Source organism: Streptoalloteichus tenebrarius, assembly GCF_024171885.1.
Lineage (GTDB): Bacteria > Actinomycetota > Actinomycetes > Mycobacteriales > Pseudonocardiaceae > Streptoalloteichus > Streptoalloteichus tenebrarius.
The window spans coordinates 1-22,397 of sequence record NZ_JAMTCP010000025.1 but is presented as its reverse complement, the minus strand read 5'-3'; the positions used below and the strand labels follow the sequence as shown (position 1 = coordinate 22,397).

At 72.4% G+C, this 22,397-nt stretch carries 18 protein-coding genes, 1 tRNA gene and 1 pseudogene; 15 read left to right on the top strand and 5 right to left on the bottom strand.

What is annotated here, in order from left to right; genetic code table 11:
- Nucleotides 1-111: 111 nt before the first annotated feature.
- Nucleotides 112-1,284, bottom strand: a complete 1,173-nt coding sequence (locus LX15_RS19945; protein WP_253671202.1) for an ROK family transcriptional regulator — start codon at nt 1,282-1,284, stop codon at nt 112-114.
- Between the two features lie 144 nt (nt 1,285-1,428).
- Here LX15_RS19945 and LX15_RS19940 point away from each other — a divergent pair, with 144 nt between their 5' ends.
- Entirely contained in the window at nt 1,429-2,787 is a 1,359-nt protein-coding gene (locus LX15_RS19940) for an APC family permease (protein ID WP_308213492.1), read from the top strand.
- A 1-nt stretch (nt 2,788) separates the two neighbouring features.
- On the opposite strand, the gene LX15_RS19935 is transcribed toward LX15_RS19940, so the two are convergent.
- The gene (locus tag LX15_RS19935; protein ID WP_253671200.1) at nt 2,789-3,712 is read right to left on the bottom strand and encodes a cation diffusion facilitator family transporter; all 924 of its coding nucleotides are present in this window, start codon (nt 3,710-3,712) and stop codon (nt 2,789-2,791) included.
- A gap of 56 nt (nt 3,713-3,768) precedes the next feature.
- Nucleotides 3,769-5,580 (bottom strand): SDR family oxidoreductase, encoded by a 1,812-nt coding sequence (locus LX15_RS19930; protein ID WP_253671133.1) that lies wholly within the window; start codon nt 5,578-5,580, stop codon nt 3,769-3,771.
- Nucleotides 5,581-5,687: 107 nt separating this feature from the next.
- On the opposite strand from LX15_RS19930, the gene LX15_RS19925 reads away from it, so the two are divergent.
- Nucleotides 5,688-5,762 (top strand) — tRNA-Arg (locus LX15_RS19925).
- A gap of 1,467 nt (nt 5,763-7,229) precedes the next feature.
- Here the strand turns inward: LX15_RS19925 and LX15_RS19920 are convergent.
- Complete coding sequence (locus LX15_RS19920) at nt 7,230-7,913, bottom strand: TetR/AcrR family transcriptional regulator (RefSeq protein ID WP_253671132.1); 684 nt, start codon at nt 7,911-7,913, stop codon at nt 7,230-7,232.
- Nucleotides 7,914-8,027: 114 nt separating this feature from the next.
- On the opposite strand from LX15_RS19920, the gene LX15_RS19915 reads away from it, so the two are divergent.
- The 13 genes from LX15_RS19915 to LX15_RS19855 all read left to right on the top strand — a co-directional run bounded on the left by LX15_RS19915 (nt 8,028) and on the right by LX15_RS19855 (nt 21,635).
- Nucleotides 8,028-8,996, top strand: a complete 969-nt coding sequence (locus tag LX15_RS19915; protein ID WP_253671131.1) for a zinc-binding dehydrogenase — start codon at nt 8,028-8,030, stop codon at nt 8,994-8,996.
- 29 nt (nt 8,997-9,025) lie between these two features.
- Nucleotides 9,026-9,937 carry an LLM class flavin-dependent oxidoreductase gene (locus tag LX15_RS19910; protein ID WP_253671130.1) on the top strand — a complete coding sequence of 304 codons (912 nt, stop codon included), beginning with the start codon at nt 9,026-9,028 and terminating at the stop codon, nt 9,935-9,937.
- Between the two features lie 210 nt (nt 9,938-10,147).
- Complete coding sequence (gene soxR / locus LX15_RS19905) at nt 10,148-10,597, top strand: redox-sensitive transcriptional activator SoxR (protein ID WP_253671129.1); 450 nt, start codon at nt 10,148-10,150, stop codon at nt 10,595-10,597.
- 186 nt (nt 10,598-10,783) lie between these two features.
- On the top strand, nt 10,784-11,746 hold the full coding sequence (locus LX15_RS19900; protein WP_253671128.1) for an aromatase/cyclase: 963 nt from the start codon (nt 10,784-10,786) through the stop codon (nt 11,744-11,746).
- A complete protein-coding gene (locus LX15_RS19895) occupies nt 11,743-12,267 on the top strand; it encodes a nuclear transport factor 2 family protein (RefSeq protein WP_253671127.1) in 525 nt (174 codons plus the stop codon). Before LX15_RS19900 ends, LX15_RS19895 begins: the two co-directional genes overlap by 4 nt.
- A 155-nt stretch (nt 12,268-12,422) precedes the next feature.
- Nucleotides 12,423-12,935, top strand: coding sequence for a flavin reductase family protein (locus LX15_RS19890; protein WP_253671126.1), 513 nt, complete (start codon nt 12,423-12,425; stop codon nt 12,933-12,935).
- A gap of 22 nt (nt 12,936-12,957) precedes the next feature.
- Entirely contained in the window at nt 12,958-14,013 is a 1,056-nt protein-coding gene (locus tag LX15_RS19885; protein ID WP_253671125.1) for an LLM class flavin-dependent oxidoreductase, read from the top strand.
- Nucleotides 14,014-14,277: 264 nt separating this feature from the next.
- A complete protein-coding gene (locus LX15_RS19880) occupies nt 14,278-15,906 on the top strand; it encodes an FAD-dependent monooxygenase (protein WP_253671124.1) in 1,629 nt (542 codons plus the stop codon).
- Nucleotides 15,906-16,766: an NAD(P)H-binding protein gene (locus LX15_RS19875; RefSeq protein WP_253671123.1), complete on the top strand. Its 861-nt coding sequence runs from the start codon at nt 15,906-15,908 to the stop codon at nt 16,764-16,766. The genes LX15_RS19880 and LX15_RS19875 overlap by 1 nt, the downstream gene beginning before the upstream one ends.
- A gap of 129 nt (nt 16,767-16,895) precedes the next feature.
- Entirely contained in the window at nt 16,896-18,470 is a 1,575-nt protein-coding gene (locus LX15_RS19870) for a carboxylesterase/lipase family protein (protein ID WP_253671122.1), read from the top strand.
- Between the two features lie 380 nt (nt 18,471-18,850).
- Nucleotides 18,851-20,116 (top strand): beta-ketoacyl-[acyl-carrier-protein] synthase family protein, encoded by a 1,266-nt coding sequence (locus LX15_RS19865; protein ID WP_253671121.1) that lies wholly within the window; start codon nt 18,851-18,853, stop codon nt 20,114-20,116.
- Entirely contained in the window at nt 20,113-21,330 is a 1,218-nt protein-coding gene (locus LX15_RS19860) for a ketosynthase chain-length factor (RefSeq protein WP_253671120.1), read from the top strand. Before LX15_RS19865 ends, LX15_RS19860 begins: the two co-directional genes overlap by 4 nt.
- 47 nt (nt 21,331-21,377) lie before the next feature.
- Nucleotides 21,378-21,635 (top strand): acyl carrier protein, encoded by a 258-nt coding sequence (locus LX15_RS19855; RefSeq protein WP_253671119.1) that lies wholly within the window; start codon nt 21,378-21,380, stop codon nt 21,633-21,635.
- A gap of 499 nt (nt 21,636-22,134) precedes the next feature.
- On the opposite strand, the pseudogene LX15_RS19850 reads toward LX15_RS19855, so the two are convergent.
- A pseudogene (locus LX15_RS19850) lies at nt 22,135-22,397 on the bottom strand (hypothetical protein); the annotation flags it as partial.

The following is a 22,397-nucleotide window of genomic DNA, read 5'->3' as shown; positions in this document are numbered from 1 at the left end:
GCTAAGCCCAAACTCTCGCCCTGTCTGCTCACTCTTTCGAGTGAAAGATGCCCACGTTAGGGAGACAGGACGCAGCGGATGGTCGCCATGACGTCGCAATGACTACGCCGATCAGGTGAGCCTCGTCCGTGCGGTCCGCAGTCCCCGCTCGAACACCACGTCCCTGGCGGCGGCCAACCCCGTGGCGACCGCCCCGACGAGCACCGCGTCCTCGGCCAACTCACCCGGCACGACGCGCGGCGCCAGCGGCGTCATCCGGCGCAACGACTCGGTCATGGGCTCCACCAACAGGTCCGCGTTCGCCCCGATCCCACCGCCCAACACCACCAGCTCGGGATCCACCACGGCGACCACCGACGCGACCACGGACGCCAGGCGCTCCGCCTCCTCGCGCACGACGCGACCCGCCCGGTCATCCCCCTGGCGGGCCAGGGCGAACACGTCCCGAGGGCTCCGGACACCGGTCAGGCCGTGCCGCTCGGCCAGGACGAGGACCGACCGCGCGGCGACCGCGTCCTCCATCTGGCCACGCTCCCCGGGAGCCGACGCCCCCTGACCCGAGGCCACGTCGGGGAAGGGCAGGTACCCGACCTCGCCCGCCGCGCCGTGCGCGCCCCGGAACAACTCGCCGCCCAACACCAACCCGAGGCCCAGCCCGGTGCCCACCGCCAGGTAGGCGAAGTCGTCCACACCGCGCGCCGCGCCGCGCTCCCGCTCCCCGACGGCCGCGAGGTTGGCGTCGTTCTCCACCACGAGCCCGGGGCCGAGCACCGCCGCCAGCTCGTCGAGCAGCCCCTTCCGGCCCCAGCCCGGCAGGTTGGGCGCGAGCTGCACCGCCCTGTTCCTCCGGTCGGCGACTCCCGGGCTGCCCACGACCGTCGCGACCACCTGGCCCGCGCCCAGGCCCGCCACCGCGACGGCCCGCTCCGCCAGCTCCCGCACCATGCGGACGAGCGCGCTCGCCGAGCGGCACCGGTTCCGCTCGTCCACCCGGGACACCACGTCACCGGCGAGGTCCGCGACGGCCACCCGGAGGCGTTCCCTCCCGATGTCGACGGCCAGCACGTGCCCGGCCGCCGGGTTGGCCTCGTAGAGGACCGCCGCGCGCCCCGGGCCCTCCGCGCGCCGGCCGACCGTCCGCACCAGACCGGCCTCCTCCAACCCCAGCAGGGCCTGGCCCACGGTCGGTTTCGACAACCCCGTGTCCCTGGCGATCCTCGGGCGGGTCGCGGGGCCCGTCGAGCGCAGCAGGTCCAGCACGAGCCGCTGGTTCCACTCCCGCATCCGGGCCGGGTTCCCGGCCACCGGCGTCCGTGCGTCCACGTCCCCGTCCCGTCCTCGCGCTCGCCTCGTCCCGCGCGGGGTTCCCACCCCGCCGGCGCTGTGTTAAGAAACTTTACTAACCCTGCTCCGCTGCCGGAGGTGCCCGTGACCGGAACGGCGACCACGAACCGGGGGTTCGAGCGGCGGATCGGCCCCTGGCAGGCCACCGCCATCAACATGACGCAGATGTGCGGCATCGGGCCGTTCGTCACCATCCCCACCATGGTCGCCGTGATGGGCGGGCCGCAGGCCGTGCTGGGCTGGCTCGTCGGGGCGCTCCTCGCGGTCGCCGACGGGCTGGTCTGGGCCGAGCTGGGCGCGGCGCTGCCAGGAGCCGGCGGCAGCTACGTCTACCTCCGCGAGGCCTTCCAGCACCGCACCGGCCGGCTCATGCCGTTCCTGTTCGCCTGGACGGCGATGCTGTTCATCCCGCTGATCATGGCGACCGGCGTGATTGGGCTCGTCTCCTACCTCGGCTACCTCGTCCCCGGGCTGCTCCCCTGGCAGGGCAGGGTGATCGGGGTCGGCGTCGTCGCGCTCGCGGTGCTGCTCCTCTACCGCCGCATCGGCGAGGTCACCCGGCTCACCACGGCGCTGTTCGCGGTCATGCTCGTCTCGGTGCTCTCGGTCGTCGTGGCCGCCTACACGCACTTCGACGCCGACCTCGCCTTCACCTTCCCCGACGGGGCGTTCGCGGCCGGCGGCCCGTTCTGGACGGGTCTCGGCGCCGGTCTCGTGATCGCCGTCTACGACTACCTCGGCTACAACACCGCGGCCTACCTGGGCGCCGAGGTGAGGGACCCCGGGCGCACCCTGCCCAGGGCGGTCCTGTTCTCCATCCTCGGCATCATGGCGCTCTACCTGCTGCTCAACCTGGGCGTGCTCGGCGTCGTGCCCTGGCAGGAGGTCGCCTCGTCGACGTCCGTGGCCTCGCTGGTGCTGGAGCGGAGCTGGGGCGGCGCGGCGGCGCGGGTGTTCACGGTGTGCATCGTCGTCACCGCCTTCGGCTCGGTGTTCGCCGGCCTGCTGGGCGGCTCGCGCGTCCCGTTCCACGCGGCCAGGGACGGCCTGTTCCTGCCCTGGTTCGGCCGGCTGCACCCGCGACTGCGCTTCCCACACGTGGCCCTGGTGGCGATGGGCGCGGTGACGGCGGTCGGCTCGTTGTTCACCCTCCAGGACGTGATCAACATGCTGACCGCCGCGTTCGTGATCGTGCAGTCGATCGCGCAGGTGGTCGCCCTGGTGGTCCTGCGGTGCCGCCGCCCCGACCTGCCCCGCCCCTACCGGCAGTGGCTGTACCCGCTGCCCTGTGTCGTGGCGCTCGTCGGCTGGGCGTTCGTCTACTACTCCGCCGGGCTGCGCCCCGTGCTGTTGTCGCTGGGCTGGCTGGTCGTCGGCACACTGGCTTTCCTGCTGTGGGCGCGTCGGCAACGCACGTGGCCGTTCGGGCCGCTCCCCGCCTGACTCACCACGACAGCTCGCGGCAGCGGGCCGCGCGCCCCACCGTCTCCACCTGCAACGTCGCGTGCTCGATGCGGTAGCGCTCCGCCAGCAGGCGCTGCGCGGCCTCCAGCACCCGGTCGTGCTCGGCGCCGGAGCTGGTGGACAGGTGCGCCGAGGCCACCTCCATGCCCGAGGTCAGCGTCCACACGTGCAGGTCGTGCACCTCGGTGACGCCCTCCAACCCGGCCAGGTCGGACTGGAGGCTCGGCACGTCGACGCCCTCCGGGGCGTGCTGGAACAGGATGCGCACGGCGCGCCGGCCCAGCCGCCAGGTCCGGGGGAGGACGAACAGCCCGATCGCGACGCCGATGACCGGGTCGGCGTAGCGCCAGCCGAAGATCAGGGTCACCGCGCCGCTGACCAGCACGCCGACCGAGCCGATCAGGTCGGCGAGCACCTCCAGGTACGCGCCGCGCACGTTCAGGCTCTCCTTGGCCCCGCCGCGCAACAGGGCGAAGGAGACCAGGTTCGCGAGCAGGCCGACGGCGGCGGTGAGCAGGACGGGGAGGCCGGGCACCTCGGGCGGGTCACTCCACCGCCCGAGGGCCTCCACGAGGACGTAACCGGCCACACCGAAGAGCAGGACCGCGTTGGCGAGGGCGGCCAGCACCTCGGCCCGGTAGAGCCCGAACGTGCGGTCAGCCGTCTTCCGCGCGTTCCTGGCCGCCAGGATCGCGGCCAGGGCGAGCCCCACGCCCAGGACGTCGGTCACCATGTGGGCCGCGTCGGAGACCAGCGCCAGCGAGCCCGTGACCAGGCCGACGACGGCCTCCAGCGCCATGAAGGCCGCGCCGATGGCCAGTGCCGCCACCAGTCGACCCACGTACCGCCCTGAGGCGCTGCCCGCCTGTGGCGGCGTGATCCCGTGCGAGTGCCCGTGCCCCATGGCACCAACATATAGCGACATGCGCATACATGCAATGGTGATCACGGGTCGGCGGGCTACGAGCGCGGCCGCACCTCCTCGGCCCGGTGACCCGGCTGGGGACGCCCCGAGGTGACGAGGTCGGGCATCGTGCGCCGGATGAACACGCGGAGCAGCCGGGAGAGCGCCGCCGGCGCGACCCGGGACATCACGTAGGCGAACTTGGCCTCGGGGTTGACCGGGACGAGGAACCTCCGGCGCTCCACCGCCCGCAGGACGGCGCGCGCGACCACGGCCGGCGGCCGTCCCTTCGCGATGAGCCGCTCGTTCGTGGTCCGCGCGCGGTCATGCCGCTCACCCGACAGACCGAACAGCGTCATGCCCTGGACGAAGTTCGTGCTGATCATCCCGGGGCACACCACCGAGACGTCGATCCCGTGCTCCGCCAGCTCCTCGCGCAGGCCCCTGCCGAGGGCCAGGACGCCGGCCTTCGCCGCCGTGTACGTCAGGTTGCCGGGCGCCGGCGCGTACGCCGCCATCGACGACGTGATCACCAGGTGCCCGCCCTGCCCCCGCTCGATGAGCGCCGGCAGGAACGCCTGAAGCGTGTGCACGACACCCAGGAGGTTGACGTCGACCACGCGTCGCCAGACGTGCTCGTCCGTCGCCGCGAAGAAGCCCATCACCCCGATGCCCGCGTTGGCCATCACCACGTCGGGCACGCCTCCCTCGGCGCGCACCTCCGCCGCCGCCGCGCGCACGGCCTCGGGGTCGGTCACGTCCACCCGGCTCGCCCACGCCCGGACGCCGCGCTCATGCGCCTGCTCGGCCGTGCGCTCCGCCGCCGCGCCGTCGATGTCCCACGCCACCACGTCGGCCCCGGCCTCCGCGGCGGCCAGCGCCGTCGCCCTGCCGATGCCGCTCCCGGCGCCCGTGATCACCACGAGCCGCCCCGCGAAGCGGCCGCGCCGACCGGCGCCCACCCTCGCCCGCACCAGCTCCCGTGCCATGTCCTCCCCCTCCAGATGATCGATCAGCTCGGTGACCGCCCGCGCGACCACCTCGGGCCGGGACCTCGGCACCCAGTGACCGGCCGGGAGGTCCCGACGCCACACCCGGTCACACCAACGAGGGACGTCGTCCAGCGCCGCCGGAGACACGAACGGGTCCCTCTCGGGGACCAGGAGCTGCACGGGGACCGACGTCCTCCGCTCCCGGGGCGCGCGCAGCCGCTCCAGGATGTTCGCCCGGTACAGCTCCACGCCGTGGAGCGCGTCCTCCGTCAGGGTCTCCGTGCCCGCCGCGCCCCGACGGCCCAGCGCCCTCGCCCACGCGGGGCCGAGCACGTGCCGCCACGCCAGCTCCGGCAGCACCGGGACGTGCATCGCGTAGACGTACCAGGAGCGCAGACCCTGCCTGAGGGCGTCCGCTCGCCCGCCGGGGCGGCGCAGCCGGTCCCGCAGCCAGTGGCCCAGATGGTCCAGGCACGGGCCGGAGATCGACGTGTACGACGCGAACAGGTGCTGGTGCTCCGGCTCGGTCACCGCCTCCCACGCCTGGATGGACCCCCAGTCATGCCCGACCAGGTGAACCGGCCGGTCCGGGCTCACCGCCCGCGTGACGGAAACCACATCCGCCGCCAACCGGTCCAGACGGTACGCCTCGCGCCCCTCCGGGCGGTCCGAACGGCCCGTCCCGCGCACGTCGTACCGCACCACGTGGAACCGGTCCCTGAGGCGCTCGGCGACCCCGTCCCACAGGCTGGAGTTGTCAGGAAAACCGTGGACTAGCAGCACTGTTGGGGCTGAGGGGTCCCCCTCTTCTCGGACGGCCAGCCGCACCCCGCCCGACTCGACGACGCGCTCGCGCCGTCCACTCACCGAGTTCATGTCAGCACGCTAGGAGCGTGATCATCCGCGTACCAGGGGGGTGTGCGAAGCATCCCGGAACATGCGCTAAGCTTCTTCACGTCGCCGCGAGAGATCGCAGAGACGGGGCCCCCGTAGCTCAGGGGATAGAGCACCGCCCTCCGGAGGCGGGTGCGCAGGTTCGAATCCTGCCGGGGGCACCACCACAGAAGGGCCCGCTGACCACATGGTCAGCGGGCCCTTCTGCTGTGCCAGCCGTGTCCGGCTGACACCGGCGAAACCCGGCCGTCTGCGGGTGTCTGGGCCGGCTGAGCGCGAAGTGTTATCGGTCTGTGTACCCGATTCTGCCTGCACAAGAGGAGGCGACACTCGCCCAGCTCTCCAGCAGGACGCTCACGACTCGACTCACGAGCAACAGGCCCGGAGACATCACGACGAGCACTGTAAGCATCACACCGACTTCCTTCAGTGACCATCCCTCCTTGTGAAGCACAAGGACCAGCAGCAACCAGGGGATGCTGCGCAGAAAGTCTCCCGGACCAGGCAGTGTGAACTCACCCGGAAGGGGTAAGCGCGCGCAGGGTACGGATGACGACCCCTGGGGACCACGCTGGCTACGTCGACCCATGACGAACTCCCTGTTGATCCAGCCCCGCCATCTATGCCCGCAGGAGTTGCCTGCCTCGACGCAATGGGGCCCTCACTTGAAGCCGCCGAGGGCTTCACATGTACAAGATCGTTATACCCGAGACCCCACAAAAGAGGACGGTTGAGAACGATGAGCGGTGCCCGTCCGGAGACGAGCGGTTGGTAGGCGTTCGCTCAGGCTGATCACCCCCGCAGATCAAGGCAGTGAAGCTCCCGCACAACCTGCGCAGCTGCCAGCGCACAAGGCAACCCGGCTGGACTGACACTCTGAGCTGATGAAGCTCATCTCGGGGCCATAGGCCGAGGGGCAGGTTGCTCCCAACAGTCACTTTGGGAGCATTCAAGCGAGTCCCCGCGCACGCGGGGGTGAGCCCGAGGAAGGTTGGCCCGCAGACTCGGACTACTTGTTGGCCCCGCGCACGCGGGGATAACGCCCACGGAAGCGCGGGCGTCAGGACAGCCGGGCACTGGCGGGAGCTGGTGTCCGGCTTCTGGCTACTCGCGGTTGGGATTGCGACGGGTTTGGAGGTGGTCAGTTAAGTGAGTGACTAGAAGGGACATCCGCGTAGTCGCGCCGAGCACGAGGAGCGGAGCCGGCTACTGCCCGGATGGCTATGGTGGCCAGTCTGGCGACGCGCCCCCGCCGCTGCCGTGACGTGTTACGAGGCCGCTCACGGCCGGTCCTGACGGGGAAAGGGCGCGCTACAACGCATTCCTGCGAACACGCTCGGCCCCACGTCAGCCGGACGGGGAGTGAGCAAGCCATCTTTCTCGATACAGAGCCAAAAGCCAGGCGAATACTGGTGCCATCAGGAGCGTGCGGGTCAGCGCGACGTCAGGTCGCTCGGCGAGTCCTCCTCGCTCCATGGCAGGAACGAGCACCACCGTAACCAGGCCGGCGCGGCGGCGTCCGGCGGCGGAGACCGCGCCCGCCCCAACCCGATGAACGGTCCATTGTGGAACGTCGCGCTCGCCGTCACCGGACGGCGCGGCGTCCCGCGACCGGTCAGGGAAACACGGTCCTACGACCGGTCTCCGGCGAAGGTCCAACGGCCCTCGTAGTCGGCGAGAGACGGCATCGGCCCGGGTAGGGGATCGCCGTCCGTGACGCGCAGGCCGGCGAGCGCGAGGGCGAGGAGCCGGCGAGCCACCAGGTCATCGGTGCGCCCCCCGCAACCCGACCCGAAAGAGCGGCTGAACAGCTCGATGAGCCGCGAGATGTCGACGGTGTTCACGTCGGGGCGCAGGGAGCCGTCGGCCTGGGTCCGCGCGACGAGCTGGCTGAGCAGGCGCTCACTACGCCGGTAGGTGCGGTCCATCGCGTCGGAGACGGGGATTCTGCCCGCGACCGGCGCAAACGCGCCACAGCGGTTCCGCACGCAGCGCCGCACGAACTCGGTGAACGCGGTCCACGGGTCCTCGTCGGACGCCAGCGCCTCCTCCGCGGCGGCGACGGACTGCTCCATGGACAGCTCGCAGAGGCGTTGCAGCAGCTCCTCCTTGCTGCCGTAACGCCGGTACAGGCTCCCCATCCCCACACCGGCCCGCCGCGCGACGGCCGCCACGGGCGCGTCCGCGCCCTCACAGGCGAAGACGTCGCGCGCGGCCTCCAGCACCCGCTGGTCATTCAGCTCGGCCTCGGCCTGGCGGCCCCGTCGGGGACAGCTCCCGCTCGCCTCGGCACAGGGTTCCGCGTCGTCGGTCACATCGCCCAGTCTACGTCGACCGGAGCGTTTCGCTCCGCTACCGTGAAACGGAGCGAAACGCTCCGATAGACGGTCGAGGGGACGCGTCCGGGGCGGTCCTGGAGGGAGCAGTCGGTGCGAGCGGTGTGGCTGAACGAGTTCGGGGGACCCGAGGCGCTGGTGCCCGGCGAGGCCCCGGACCCCGTCCCCGGGGCGGGACAGGCGGTGGTGCGGGTCGAGGCCGTCAACGTCACCTTCGTCGAGACCCAGGTCAGGGCCGGCAGGTCGCCCTTCGGCAACCCCCGGCTCCCCGTCGTGCCCGGCAACGGCGTCGGCGGCGTCGTGGTCTCCGTCGGCGACGGCGTCGACCAGGGCCTGGTCGGCGCGAGGGTGGTCAGCACGACGGGCGGGTCCGGCGGCTACGCGGAGCTGGTCGCCGTCTCCGCCGGCGACGTCGTGCCCGTGCCCGACGGGCTCGACGTGCGGGTGGCCACGGCCGTGCTGGCCGACGGGCGCACGGCGATCGGCCTGACCAGGCTCGCCGGTGTCGCGAGCGGCGAGTGGGTGCTGGTCGAGGCCGCGGCGGGCGGCGTCGGCAGCCTCCTGGTCCAGCTCGCGCTGGCCGAGGGGGCGAAGGTGGTCGCCGCGGCGCGCGGCGCGCGCAAGCTGGATCTCGCACGGGAACTGGGCGCCCACGTCGTCGTGGACTACACCAGTCCGAAGTGGACGGACGAGGTCCTCGCGGCGACGGGCGGCGCCGGGGTGGACGTCGTCTTCGACGGCGTGGGCGGCGAGATCGGCACCGCCGCGCTGCGCCTGACGGCCCGCGGCGGACGGTTCGTCCAATCAGGACTGGCCAGTGGCGAGTGGACCGACACGTCCGGCCCCGAGGTGGCCGAGCGCGGCGTGCGGCTGCTGGGCCTGGCCCAGGTCGCGCCGACACCGGCCGAGTTCCGCCGGCTCATCGTGGACGCGCTCGACGCGGCGGCGTCCGGCCGGCTGCGCCCGGTGATCGGCCAGACCTTCCCCCTGGAGCGGGCCGCCGACGCGCACGCGGCCATCGAGGCCCGCGCCGCCCTCGGCAAGACCCTGCTCATTCCCTGAGAACACGCGCGCACGCGGAGGAGACGTCCATGTCCGTCCCCAGGATCGGGGTTCACCTGCCCGTCTTCGGCAAGGAGCGCGGCGGCGCGTACGGGCAGATCGCCGAGGCGGCGCGGCACGCCGAGGCCGTCGGCCTCGACGCGGTGTGGTCCGGCGACCAGCTCATCACCGGTTTCGGCGGCCCCGCGCTGCACAGCGGCATCGCGCTGGCCACCGCCGCGGCGGTGACCGAGCGGGTCGGGATCGGCTTCGGTGTGCTGATCCTGCCGCTGCGCCCGGTCGCGTGGGTGGCCAAGCAGGTCGCCACGCTCCAGTACCTGTCGGGCGACCGCCTGTCGCTCGGCGTGGGCTCCGGCGGGACGCCGCACGGCGCGGCCTCCTGGCAGGCCGTCGGGGTGCCGCAGGAGGAGCGCGGCCCCAGGACCGACGCCGCGCTCGCCGTCCTCCCCGGGCTCATCGCGGGCGAGCCGACCCGGCTCCCCCAGGAGCCGGGCGAGCCCGTGGTCACGCTCGCGCCGGGCGCGACGGTGCCGCCGATCCTCATCGGCGGCAACTCGGGGGTCGCGCAGCGCCGCGTCCTGGAGCACGGCGACGGCTGGTTCCCGTCCTCGTTGCCGCCCGAGACCCTCGGCGCGGAGGTGGCCCGGCTGCGGGAGCGCGCCGCCGAGCGGGGACGCCCCGCGCCCCGGGTCGTCCTCGGCGTCATGGCCGCGCTCGGGGAGGCGGACGCGGACAGGGCGGTCGCCTCGCTCGCGAACGTCTACCGGATCTCCCACGAGCAGGCCGCGTCGATCCTGCTCACCGGTGACGCGCGGGCGGTCGCCGACCGGTTCGCCGCCTACGCGGAGGCGGGCGCCGACGAGATCGTCGTCAGCTTCCACGCCGGCGCGTGGCACCCGCAGTACGACGTCCTCGGCGAGGCGCGCTCCCTCCTGCGCTGAGGGACCCGGCGGCCCACCCGCGCCCCACGACACGGGTGGGCCGCCGTCGATCCGTCGAACCGTCGAACCAGCGACCCCATGCGAGCACCGATGCCCGACAGCGTCCGAGAACGGCCCCCGGCGACGGCTCCCGCCACCAGGGCGGTGGCGACCAGCAAGCACGCTGGTCAGAAGACCTCGGCGCCCCCTGGTCCCCGTTATGATCCGGACGTGGATCAGGGCAGGAAGGAGCTGAGCGTCGGCCAGTTGGCGGCGCGCAGCGGTGTCGCCGTGTCGGCACTGCACTTCTACGAGGCCCAGGGCCTGATCCGCTCCCGGCGGACGTCGGGGAACCAACGCCGGTTCCGGCAGGACACGTTGCGCAGGGTGGCGTTCATCCGGGCCGCCCAACGGGTGGGGATCTCCCTGGCCGCGGTGCGGGAGGCCCTGTCCCGGCTGCCCGCCGACCGCACCCCGACCCCCGCGGACTGGGCCAGGCTGTCCACCGAGTGGCGTGCCGACCTCGACGACCGCATCGAGCAGCTCGTGCGGCTGCGCGACAACCTGACGAGCTGCATCGGCTGCGGTTGCCTGTCGATGCGGGACTGCGCGCTGGCGAACCCGGAAGACGTGATGTCGTCGGAGGGACCCGGCGCGCGCCGGCTGCTCACCAACCCCTGACCCGTCCCCACCCGCGGGCGACGTCCACCTCCCCTGACTCCGGCTCTCATCCGGGCACTAGCGGACCTCCAAGCGCCTTCGAGAACGCGTTGTCAGGCTCGTTCCGACGCCGATCCGGCATTCCGGCGAGGGATGCGACGCGTCGACCACGGAATCCGCCAGCCCAGGCGAGGAGGTCGGACGGACTTGCCCGCACAGCAGACGTACGAGAGCGAGCATTCGGTCAGGGTGCTGGCTCCGGCCAGGACGTTGTTCGACATCGTCACGGACGTGGTCAACTGGCCCCGCGTCCTCCCGCCGATGGTGCACGTCGAGCCGCTGACCGACGACGGCTCCGACCCGGCGTTCCAGGTCTGGGCCACCGCCAAGGACGAGATCAGGTCGTGGGTCAGCGGGCACGAGGCGGACCGGGACCGCCTCGTGGTCGCGTTCCGGCAGCGGATCTCGCCGCCGCCGTTGGCGTCCATGAACAGCGTCTGGTCGGTGGACCGGGTCTCCGACGAGGAGAGCGTGGTGCGCATCCACCACGAGTTCCGGCTCCTCACCGACGACCCGGCCGCGACCCGGTGGATACGGCAGGCGATCCACCACAACAGCGAGCACGAGCTGCACGCGCTGAAGGAGGGTGTGGAGCGCGCCGGACGCCAGCCCGACCTGGCCTTCTCGTTCGAGGACGGCATCGAGGTCAGCGGCGCGCTGGAGGACGTCTACGACTTCGTGCGCGACGCCGGCGAGTGGCCGACGCGGCTGCCGCACGTGGCCAGGGTGGACCTGCGCGAGACCACCCGCGACGTCCAGGTCCTGGAGATGGACACCCGCGCGGTCGACGGCTCCACCCACACCACGCGGTCGGTCCGGGTGTGCTTCCCGCACGAGAAGATCGTGTACAAGCAGCAGGTCCTGCCGTGGCTGCTGACCGTCCATACAGGACAGTGGTTGTTCACCAGGACCGCGGCGGGCGTCTCCGCCACCTCCCGGCACACCGTGGTGATCAACCCCGACGCCGTCACCCCGGTGCTCGGCCAGGACGCCACCCTCGCCGACGCCAGGGCGTTCGTCCGCAGGGCCGTGGGCGCCAACAGCGCCGCCACGCTCCAGCACGCCAAGGAGTACGCGGAGCGCCGCGCCGGCCTGAGGGTGGCGCGATGACCAGCGCCAGCACGGCGGCGTCGGGCGAGACGGTGCCGGCAGAGACGGTGCCGCCAGAGACGGTGTCGGCCGAGGTCTACCAGGAGCTGTTGCGGTTCTACTCCCGCCAGATGCAGCTCATGGACGACGGGGCCGCCGACGACTGGGCGGCGACGTTCACCGAGGACGGCGTGTTCGAGCAGAACGTGGTGCCCGAACCCTGGCGGGGCCGGCGGGAGATCGCCACCCGCATGCGCGCGGCGGCGGCCAGGGTGGCGGCGAGCCAGCTCACCCGGCGCCACTGGATCGGCATGGTCAGCGCCCAGCCCCGAGGGGGCCACGGCGCCGACGAGGTCGCGACCCGCTACTACGCCGTCGTCTTCGACACCCCGAGGGGCGGCACGGCCACCGTCCACCTGAGCACGCTCGCCGAGGACGTCCTGGTGCGCGCCCACGGGTCCTGGCTCGTGGCGCACCGCAGGGTGCTGCACGACGGCACCGCGTGGCCACCGCGCTTCGAGCCGGCCGCCGACCCGCGCTGACCGCACGGGCCACGACCACCCGCCCCGTTCCCGACCGCCCGCCGTTCCCGACCGCACGCGCCGCGACCACCCGCCGTTCCCGACCACCCGCCCGCCGTTCCCCCACCGCGCGCGGGGACCGGCCGTTCGCACCCACTCCCAGGGACGGATGACTCATGCCCATCGACGCCGACGGATTCCGCCAGATCTTCGCGTCCCTCCCGACGACGGTCGCCGTGGTCACCACGATCGACGGCGCCGGCACCCCGCGTGGGCTCACCACGAACACGGTGACGGCGGTGTCGAAGGAGCCGCCGCTGTTGCTGGTGTGCCTGGACGAGGGCTCGCAGACGCTCAGGGCCGTCCGCGAGTCCGGCGTGTTCGTGGTGAACTTCCTGGCCGACTCCGAGCGCGAGCTGTCGCAGGTCTTCGCGGGCAAGGGCCAGGACAAGTTCGGTCGCGTCCGGCACGTCCCCTCCGCCGCGGCCGGCGGCGCGCCCGTCCTGGCCGCACACGCGATCGCGCACGCGGAGTGCGTGGTGCAGCGGGAGATCGGGGTCGGGGACCACACGATCCTCATCGGACGCCTGGAGGCCGGCGCGGTCCACGACCGCGTCCCCCTCATGTACCACCGCCGCGCGTACTCGTCGTGGCCCACGGTCGACCGGCTCTCGGTCCCCACCGCCTAGCACGACTCTCCTGAGGAGCATCATGAGGTTCGGCATCAACCTGCCCCCGAACGTCTCGCCCGCCGAGAAGGACGGCGCGCAGGTCTTCGAGGAGTTCCTCCAGCTCTCCGAGCTGGCAGAGGAGCTGGGCTACCACCACGTGAAGACGGTGGAGCACTACTTCACCCACTACGGCGGGTACAGCCCGGACCCGGTGACGTTCCTGGCGGCGGTGGCCGCCCGCACCAGCCGGATCCGCCTGGTGACCGGCGCCGTGCTCCCGGTGTTCTCGCACCCGCTCAAGCTCGCCGGCAAGCTCGCCATGCTGGACAACATCTCCCGGGGCCGGCTCGACGTCGGCTTCGGCAGGGCGTTCCTGCCCGACGAGTTCGAGGCGTTCCAGATCCCGATGGACGAGAGCCGGGAGCGGTTCGACGAGGGCGTCGAGGCCTGCCGGCGGCTGTGGGCCGAGGAGGACGTGGTCTGGGCGGGCCGGTTCCACCAGTTCGGCCCGGTCACGATGCTGCCGAGGCCGTACCAGCGGCCGCACCCGCCGACGCTGGTGGCGACCGCGCGCACCCCGGAGTCGTGCGAGGCCGCGGGGCGGGCCGGGCACGGGCTGATGATGGTGCCGTCCATCAACAAGGTCGAGAACGTGCGGGACATGCTCGCCCTGTACCGGAAGACCTACGCCGACGCCGGGCACCCGCCGCTCGAGGACCAGGTGCAGATGACCTACCACACCTACCTGCACGAGGACGCCGACGAGGCGTACCGCCTCGGCAAGGCCCACGCGGAGAACACGCACGAGAAGCTGGTCGGCGCGATCGCGAAGTGGGCGCAGACCCGCAGCGAGGCGTACAGGGGCTACGAGCAGATCGCCCAGAAGGCCAAGGAGCACGATTTCGACCAGCAGCTCAAGGAGAACAAGGTCCTCGTCGGGACGCCGGGGCAGGTCATCGAGCAGCTCGAACAGATCCGCGAGTGGTTCGGGGAGATCACGATCGGTCTGACCGTGGTCGCCGGCAGCATGCCCGTCGCCGAGTCCGCGCGGTCGCTGCGCCTGTTCGCCGAGAAGGTCCTGCCGCACTTCGAGTGAGGCGCGTCGGGTGTCGGGCGTGGTCAGCGCCCGACGCCCGACGCCCGTTAAGAAGTTGACGACAACCTTTAACGATCTTCCTTGAAGAAGAACGTTAACGAAGATCGCTTAACCGTAGTGTCGCCCGCGCTGCCGGCGTCGTCCGCCGCGCGGAGTCCCGCGTCCTGCGCCCAGCGCCCGTTTCCGGGCGCCCGCCCACCACTGTCCACAGTGGATGGAGTAGGCGTTCTCCCTCCGTTCGCCAACGACCCGCGGAGACCGGCCGTGATCGATGAGCGTGTACCCGTCCTGATCGTGGGTGGCGGCCTCGCCGGCCTGACCACCGCGTTGTTCCTCGGCCTGCACGGCGTCCGGCCGCTGCTGGTCGAGAAGCACGCCAGCACCACCAGAGTGATGAAGGCGCGGGGCCAGTACCCGCACGCGATGGAGGCGATGCGCGTCGCCGGCGTCGCCGACCAGCTCCGCGCGGCGGGTCCCGGCGGCACCACCGACTTCTACATGGTGGTCGCGCAGTCGCTGGCCGGCCCCGTGCTCACCAGCATCATGACCTCGGGCGAGATGAGCATGCGGCACGTCAGCCCCGAGGACTGGTCCATGGCCAGCCAGGAGCGCACCGAGCCGATCCTGGCCGAGCGGGCCAGGGAGCTGGGCGCGCGCCTGTGCTTCTCCACGGCGCTGCGGTCGTTCGAGCAGGACGACGAGGGCGTCACCGCCGTCGTCGAGAACGTCGGGACCGGTGGGCGGCGGGTGATCCGCGCGGACTACCTGGTCGGGGCGGACGGCCGGCGCAGCCCCGTCCGGGAGGGGCTGGGCGTGGGCACGCACGGCAGGGGCGTGCTCGGCCACCTGCTGCGGGTGTTCTTCGACGCCGACATGACCGAGCCCCTCGCGCAGCTCCCCGGGGTCGCGCAGGGGCGGAAGTTCGCGCTGTTCCACCTGCTCAACGAGGAGACGCCCGGCATCTTCTACACCACCGACGTCCCCGGCAGGTACGGGTACATCCGGGGTCTGTCCCGGGAGTCGACGGACCACCGCTCGCTGCCGGAGGAGTGGTTCGTCGACCTGGTCCGCAGGGGGCTGGACCTGCCGGACCTGGAGCTGAAGATCGTGGAGACCGGCGAGACGCCGCTGGTCGAGAGCGTGGCCGACAGCTTCGGCGTCGGCAGGGCGTTCCTCGTCGGCGACGCGGCCAAGGTCGTGCCGGCCCCTGGAGGGCTCGGCGGCAGCACGGCCATCATGGACGGCTTCTACCTGGCGTGGAAGCTGGCGGCGGTGGTGCGCGGTCAGGCGGGTCCCGGCCTGTTGGTCAGCCACGACGCCGAGCGCCGCCCGGTGGCCGACATGATCGCGGAGCAGCAGTTCGCCAACACGCTGGAGCGGCTGGCCCCCGAGCTGGACGACGGCACGGCGGCCGAGATCATCAGCCCGGTGCTCCAGGTCTTCGGGTACCGCTGCGCGCACGGCGCGGTGGTCAGGGAGCCGGGGGACGCCGGCGAGCTGATCGAGGACCCGACCCGGCCCACCGGCCGGCCAGGCTCCCGCGCGCCCTACGTCCCGTTGCGGGACAACGGGCGGCCCACCTGCACGACCTGGTTGTTCGGGCAGGGGTTCGTGTTGCTGGTCGGCGCGGACGCGCCGGCGTGGGAGCGGGACGCCGCCGAGGTGGCCGCCCGGCTGGGCATCCGCCTGGACGTCCGCCGCGTTCTCGGCCCCGACCACGCCGGTCCGGGCCTCGTCGATCCCGAGGGCGCGTGGACCAGGGCGTACGGGATCAGCGAGCGCGGCGCGGCGCTGGTGCGGCCGGACCGGTTCGTCGCGTGGCGGTCGGTGGGCGAGTGCACCGCGACCGAACTGGAACGGGCGTTGCGGATCGTGCTGGACAGGAGTGCGTGATGATTCTCGTGACAGGCGCCACCGGAACGGTGGGCAGCAGGGTTCTGCGCCGGCTCGTCGACGCCGGCGCCAAGGTCCGCGCCCTCACCAGGAACCCGGCCCGGGCCGCGCTGCCCGCCGGCGTGGACGTGGTCTCTGGTGACATGGCCGTGCCCGACACCCTCGTGCCGGCCCTCGACGGCGTGGAACGGGTGTTCCTGATGTCCGCGGGACACCACAAGGCGGAGTACGACGCCAACCTGGTGAGCGTGGCACGGACCACCGCCGTGCGGCACGTCGTGCAACTGTCCTCGATGGGCGGCGAGGAGTTCGCCCAGGACGGGGTGGACAACGAGCTGGCGCGCTGGCACCGCGAGGCCGAGGAGGCGTTGCGGGAGTCCGGGATGGCGTGGACGATCCTGCGGCCCGGCGAGTTCATGTCCAACGCGTTGGGCTGGGCGCACTCGATCCGGGCCGAGGGGGTGGTCCGCTCCCCCGCGCCCGACCTGGTGCAGGCCCCGATCGATCCCGACGACATCGCCGCGGTCGCGGTCGCGGCGTTGACCACTCCGGGCCACGACGGCCGAATCCACACGTTGACCGGCCCCGAAGCGCTCAGCGCGAGGGACCAGGTGGCGGTGCTCGCGTCGGCGCTGGGCAGGGACATCCGGGTGGAGCGGATCTCCCTCGACGAGCAGCGGGCGGCCATGGCGCGCCACCACCCGCCGGAGACCGTCGCGGGCGTCCTCCAGGCGCTCGGCCAGGCCATCGCCCTCGATCGGCCCCGCGCACGTCCCCTGCCGACCGTCGCGGAGGTCCTCGGGCGGCCCGCGCGGACGTTCCGGGAGTGGGTCGAGGCCCACGTGGACGCCTTCGCCTGACCACCCGCTCCCGTCGAGATCCGGAACTGGGGAGACGCTGTGCCACAACCACAACCACAACCACAACCACCATCGACGCCATCACAGCCACATTGGCGCCGTCCACGGTCGCGCCGCCGCCTGGCTCGGATGTTCGGGGCCGTCCTGACGAGTTGTCTGCTGGTCGCCGTGTGGCCGGGCTCCGGCCCGTCCGCCCTCGCCCAGAGCACGGGTGATCCCTCCCTGGTGCGGACCGACACCGGCCTGGTGCGCGGCACCGTGGCGACGGATCACCGCTCGTTCCTGGGTGTGCCCTATGCCGCCGCGCCGACCGGGAACCTGCGATGGCGGTCGCCACAGCCGCGCGCGCCCTGGCCGTCGACGTGGGACGGGACTCGAACCCCCAACGCCTGCCCGCAGCCGAGCGGGTCAGGCATGGTGCCGAGCGTGGACGAGGACTGCCTCAAGCTCAGCGTCCACACGCCGCTCCGACTGGACCGCCCGTTGCCGGTGATGGTCTGGCTGCACGGCGGCGGGTTCCGGCACGGCGCGGCGAGCCAGTACGACCCGACCCGGATGGTCGTGCGCGGCGACGTCATCATCGTCACGGTCAACTATCGGTTGAACGTGTTCGGGTTCCTCACCAGCGACGCGTTGGACACCGCCACGGAGAGGTCGGGCGACTTCGGCCTCCAGGACCAGCAGGCCGCCCTGCGGTGGGTGAAGCGCAACGCCGCCGCCTTCGGCGGTGACCCCGGCAACGTCACGCTGTTCGGCGAGTCGGCCGGCGCGTTGTCCGTCTGCGCCCACCTCGCCTCGCCGTCCGCCGCCGGGCTGTTCCACCGCGCGATCATCCAAAGTGGACCGTGCTCCATGCCGTTCCGCACCAGGGCGGAGGCCGCCGCCGACGGGGCCGCGTTCGCCCAGTCGGTCGGCTGTTCGGGAGGCGACGTCGCGGCCTGCCTCCGCGCCAAACCGGTGCGGGACCTGCTCGCCGTCGTGGCGACCCGACCGCCGCTGGCGCCGCCCGTGGGTGCCTCGGTGCTGCCGGTCCAGCCGAGGACGGCGTTGGCCGACGGCACGTTCCAGAAGGTCCCGCTGCTCGTCGGTGGCAACCGCGACGAGGCGCGGTTCTTCGTCGGCCAGCAGTACGACGAGGCAGGCAAGCCGGTGACGGCCGAGCAGTACCCGATCCTGCTGGAGCGGATCTACGGGGCGAACGCCGCCCGCGTGCGGGCCGAGTACCCGCTGGCCCAGTACCCCACGCCCAGCCTCGCGCTGGCCACCGCGCAGAGCGACCACAACGGGGTGGGCGCGGCCGTCGCCCTGTGCGCCGGCCTCTGGACCGACCGGCTCGCCGCGCGGCACGTCCCGGTCAGGGCCTACGAGTTCGCCGACGGCACCGCGCCCGAACGCGTCGTCACCCCCGGTTTCCCGCACGGTGCCGAACACACCGCCGAACTCCAGTACCTGTTCCGCTACGCCAACGCCGGTGGTGAGCTGGACAGCGCGCAACGCCAGCTCGGAGACCAGATGATCGCCTACTGGACGAGCTTCGCGGCGACCGGAACCCCCACGGCCCCCGGCGGCCCGACCTGGCCCGCCTTCCGGTCCGACACCGACGTGCTGGCGTTCGCGCCAGGACCGGGTGGCACGCACACGGTGGACTTCGGAACCCAGCACCACTGCGGGTTCTGGGAATCACTGGGCGTTCCGGGCACCTGACCCACTGCCACAGAGGCACACGACCCCCTCGGCCGCATCCGGCGGTCGAGGGGGTCTTCCTTTGTGACACAAGGAATTCCCTCGCCAGAACGCCAGTTCTTCCTTAGGTGCCGTCAAGTGGTTCTGTAGATCGCGCTGCGAGCCTGGTACCCGCGACGGCCGCGACGGCCAGGGACCACCGGCGCTCCCCGATCTCCCGCCGCGGCCGCCGTCTCCGGCGGGGCGTCGCCTCCGGCGGCCCCGCGGTTCCGTTGCTGCCCGGTCGGAAAGGGTGCGGTTGGCATGGTTGGTCAGCTTGAGCGGACAGGGACTCCCTGGCCGGACGGCGCCCCGCGGCGTCTCACGCCGGGCGCCCCCGGCCGGCCCGGTGGGAGCGCGCGATGAGGCGGCGCGCGGTGATCACCGGCATCGGCGTCGTCGCCCCGGGAGGGATCGGGGCCAAGGCGTTCTGGGACCTCATCTCCTCCGGCCGCACGGCCACCAGGAAGATCACGCTCTGCGACCCGGAGCCGTTCCGGTCGCGGGTGGCGGGCGAGGCCGACTTCGACCCCGCCGGCGAGGGGCTCGGCCCGCAGCGGATCCGCCGCATGGACAGGGCCGCGCAGTTCGCGGTGGTGTCCACCAGGGAGGCGGTGGTGGACAGCGGGCTTGAACTGTCCACCGTGGACCCGACGCGGCTGGCCGTCGCGGTCGGCAGCGCGGTCGGCTGCACGATGAAACTGGAGGAGGAGTACGTCGTCATCAGCGACGGCGGACGGCTCTGGCTGACCGACCACACCTACGGCGTCCCCCACTTCTACGACTACTTCGTGCCCAGCTCGATCGCGGCCGAGATCGCGTGGGAGGTCGGGGCCGAGGGTCCTGCGGCGGTCATCTCCGCCGGCTGCACCTCGGGACTGGACTCGGTGGGCTACGCGGTCGACCTGGTGCGCGAGGGCAGCGCCGACGTGATGGTCACCGGCGCGACCGACGCGCCGATCTCCCCCATCACCCTGGCCTGCTTCGACGCGATCAAGGCGACCACCCCGCGCAACGACGACCCGGCCACGGCGTCGCGCCCGTTCGACAACACCCGCAACGGGTTCGTGCTGGGCGAGGGCGCGGCGATGTTCGTGGTCGAGGAGTACGAGCACGCCCGGCGGCGCGGCGCCCACGTCTACGCCGAGATCACCGGGTACGCCTCCCGGTGCAACGCCTACCACATGACCGGGCTGCGCGCGGACGGCAGGGAGATGGCCGAGGCGATCACGTCCGCGCTCGACGAGTCGAGGCTGGACCCGACCGCGATCGACTACGTCAACGCGCACGGGTCGGGCACCAAGCAGAACGACCGGCACGAGACCGCCGCCTTCAAGCGCAGCCTCGGCGAGCACGCCTACCGCACGCCGGTCAGCTCCATCAAGTCGATGGTCGGCCACTCCCTCGGCGCCATCGGCTCCATCGAGATCGCGGCCTGCGCCCTGGCCATCGAGCACGGGGTGGTGCCCCCGACCGCCAACCTGCGCGAGCCCGACCCCGAGTGCGACCTGGACTACACGCCCCTGGTGGCCAGGGAGCGGCGGCTCGACGCGGTCCTCACGGTGGGCAGCGGGTTCGGCGGGTTCCAGAGCGCGATGGTGCTGACGCGACCGGGGAGGGCGGCATGACGGGCAACCCGGTGGTGACCGGGATCGGGATCACCGCCCCGACCGGACTGGGCGTCGAGGAGTACTGGCGGGCGACGCTGCGGGGCGTCAACGGCATCGGCCGGATCACCCGTTTCGACCCCGGGCAGTACCCGTCCCGGCTGTTCGGCGAGATCCGCGACTTCGCGGTACGGGAGCATCTGCCCAGCCGCCTGATCCCGCAGACCGACCGGATGACCCAGCTCGCCCTGGTCGCCGCGGACCGGGCGCTGGCCGACGCCGGCGTGGACCCGAGGGACATGCCCGAGTTCGGCATGGGCGTGGTCACCGCCAGCGCCTCCGGCGGCTTCGAGTTCGCCCAGCGGGAGCTGGACAAGCTGTGGAGCAAGGGCAAGGAGTACGTCAGCGCCTACCAGTCCTTCGCCTGGTTCTACGCGGTCAACACCGGGCAGATCTCGATCCGCAACGGAATGCGCGGGCCCAGCGGCGTCGTCGTCACCGAGCAGGCCGGCGGGCTCGACGCGCTCGGCCAGGCCCGGCGCAGGCTGCGCCGTGGGACCCGGCTCGTGGTGACCGGCGGCGTCGACGGCTCGCTGTGCCCGTGGGGCTGGGTCGCCCAGCTCACCACGGGGTCGCTGTCCCGCCGCGACGACCCGGACCGCGCCTACGTGCCGTTCAGCCCGGGCGCCGACGGGTTCGTGCCCGGCGAGGGTGGCGCGATCCTGGTGACCGAGACGGCGGAGTCGGCCAGGGAGCGCGGGGCGCGGTGCTACGGCGAGATCGCCGGCTACGCCGCCACCTTCGACCCGAGGCCGGGCAGCGGACGGGAGCCCGGGCTGCGGCGGGCGGTCGAGCTGGCCCTCGCCGACGCCGGCGCCCTCCCCGAGGACGTGGACGTCGTGTTCGCGGACGCCGCCGGCATCGCCGAGCTGGACCGGGTGGAGGCCGCCGCGCTCACCGCCGTGTTCGGTCCGGGCGGGGTTCCGGTCACCGCGCCCAAGACCATGACCGGCCGGCTCTACTCCGGCGGCGCGGCGCTGGACCTGGCGACCGCGCTGCTGTCCCTGCGTGACCAGGTCATCCCGCCCACGATCAACGTCGAGACGGTGGCCGAGGAGTACGCCATCGACCTCGTCCGCGACGAGCCCCGCCCCGCGGCCCTGCGCACCGCGTTGGTGGTCGCCAGGGGACGCGGCGGCTTCAACGCGGCGGCGGTGGTCCGCGCCGCGCCCTGACCTGCCCTGACCCTGCCTTCACGAACCCATCCCACGGGAGGAACACCATGACCGAGTTCACCTTCGACGAGCTGAAGCGACTGATGCGGGAGTCGGCGGGCGAGGCGGAGCACGCCGACCTCGACGGGGGCGCGCCGGACGCGACCTTCGAGGAGCTGGGCTACGACTCCCTCGCCCTGCTGGAGGTCTCCGCCAGGATCCAGCGCGAGCTGGGCGTCGTCCTGTCCGACGAGGCCGTCACCACCGTGGAGTCCCCCCGCGAGCTGGTCGCCCTGGTCAACGAGCAGCTCGCCGCGCGGACCTGAGCCCACGGAACGGAAGAGCCCGTCATTGGACGTCCACTGTGGACGTTCCTCCCCCAATTCCACTGTGGACGAGGAAACGACCAGTGCTGATGCGAGTGATCCGAGTCGATGCGAGGTGAGCGTCATGACGGAGACGGCGGAGTGTGTGGGCTGAACACTGACTCTGATTCCGCAGGTCAGGGCGGGCGGGGTGCCTTCCACGGTGCCCCACCCGCTGTCTCATGACACCCCGCGCCACCCAGACCACGGGCGCGGACCCCGCTCGCCCCGGAAGCAGGCGACACAACGCCGATCGGCCGGCCCCGCGGAATCTGGCCGTACCGATGTCGCGACTCGGCCAGGCGCTCACGCATCCACGCCCGATCGACCGGAGACAGGAAGTGTGCTCCCTCGATTCGCTCCGCCAGGCGCACGAACGGAGAAAGCTGCGGAAGCTCGAACGCGTCCGGCGGCGGCAGTGAGTGGAAGCGGCGGAGGACCCGTGTTTCAGGAACGGGTTCTAGTCCCGATGTGCACCAGGTGGCCAGACGACAGTCACAGGCAACCCCCGTTCCTGTGCCGCTTGAACGACGTCGGCTGTGCCGCCGTACCCTCGTGCGGGAAGCCCATCCCACACCGCGATCAGGTGATCGGCGATGTCCAACATGCGCAGACTCGCCTTCATGTGCGCTTCGGCGGTCGAGTCCACGTGTTCCAGCCGCACAACCTTCGAAGCCCGAGCCAACAAGTCGTCGTAGGTGGCGTGGTGGGACTCGGGCAGAT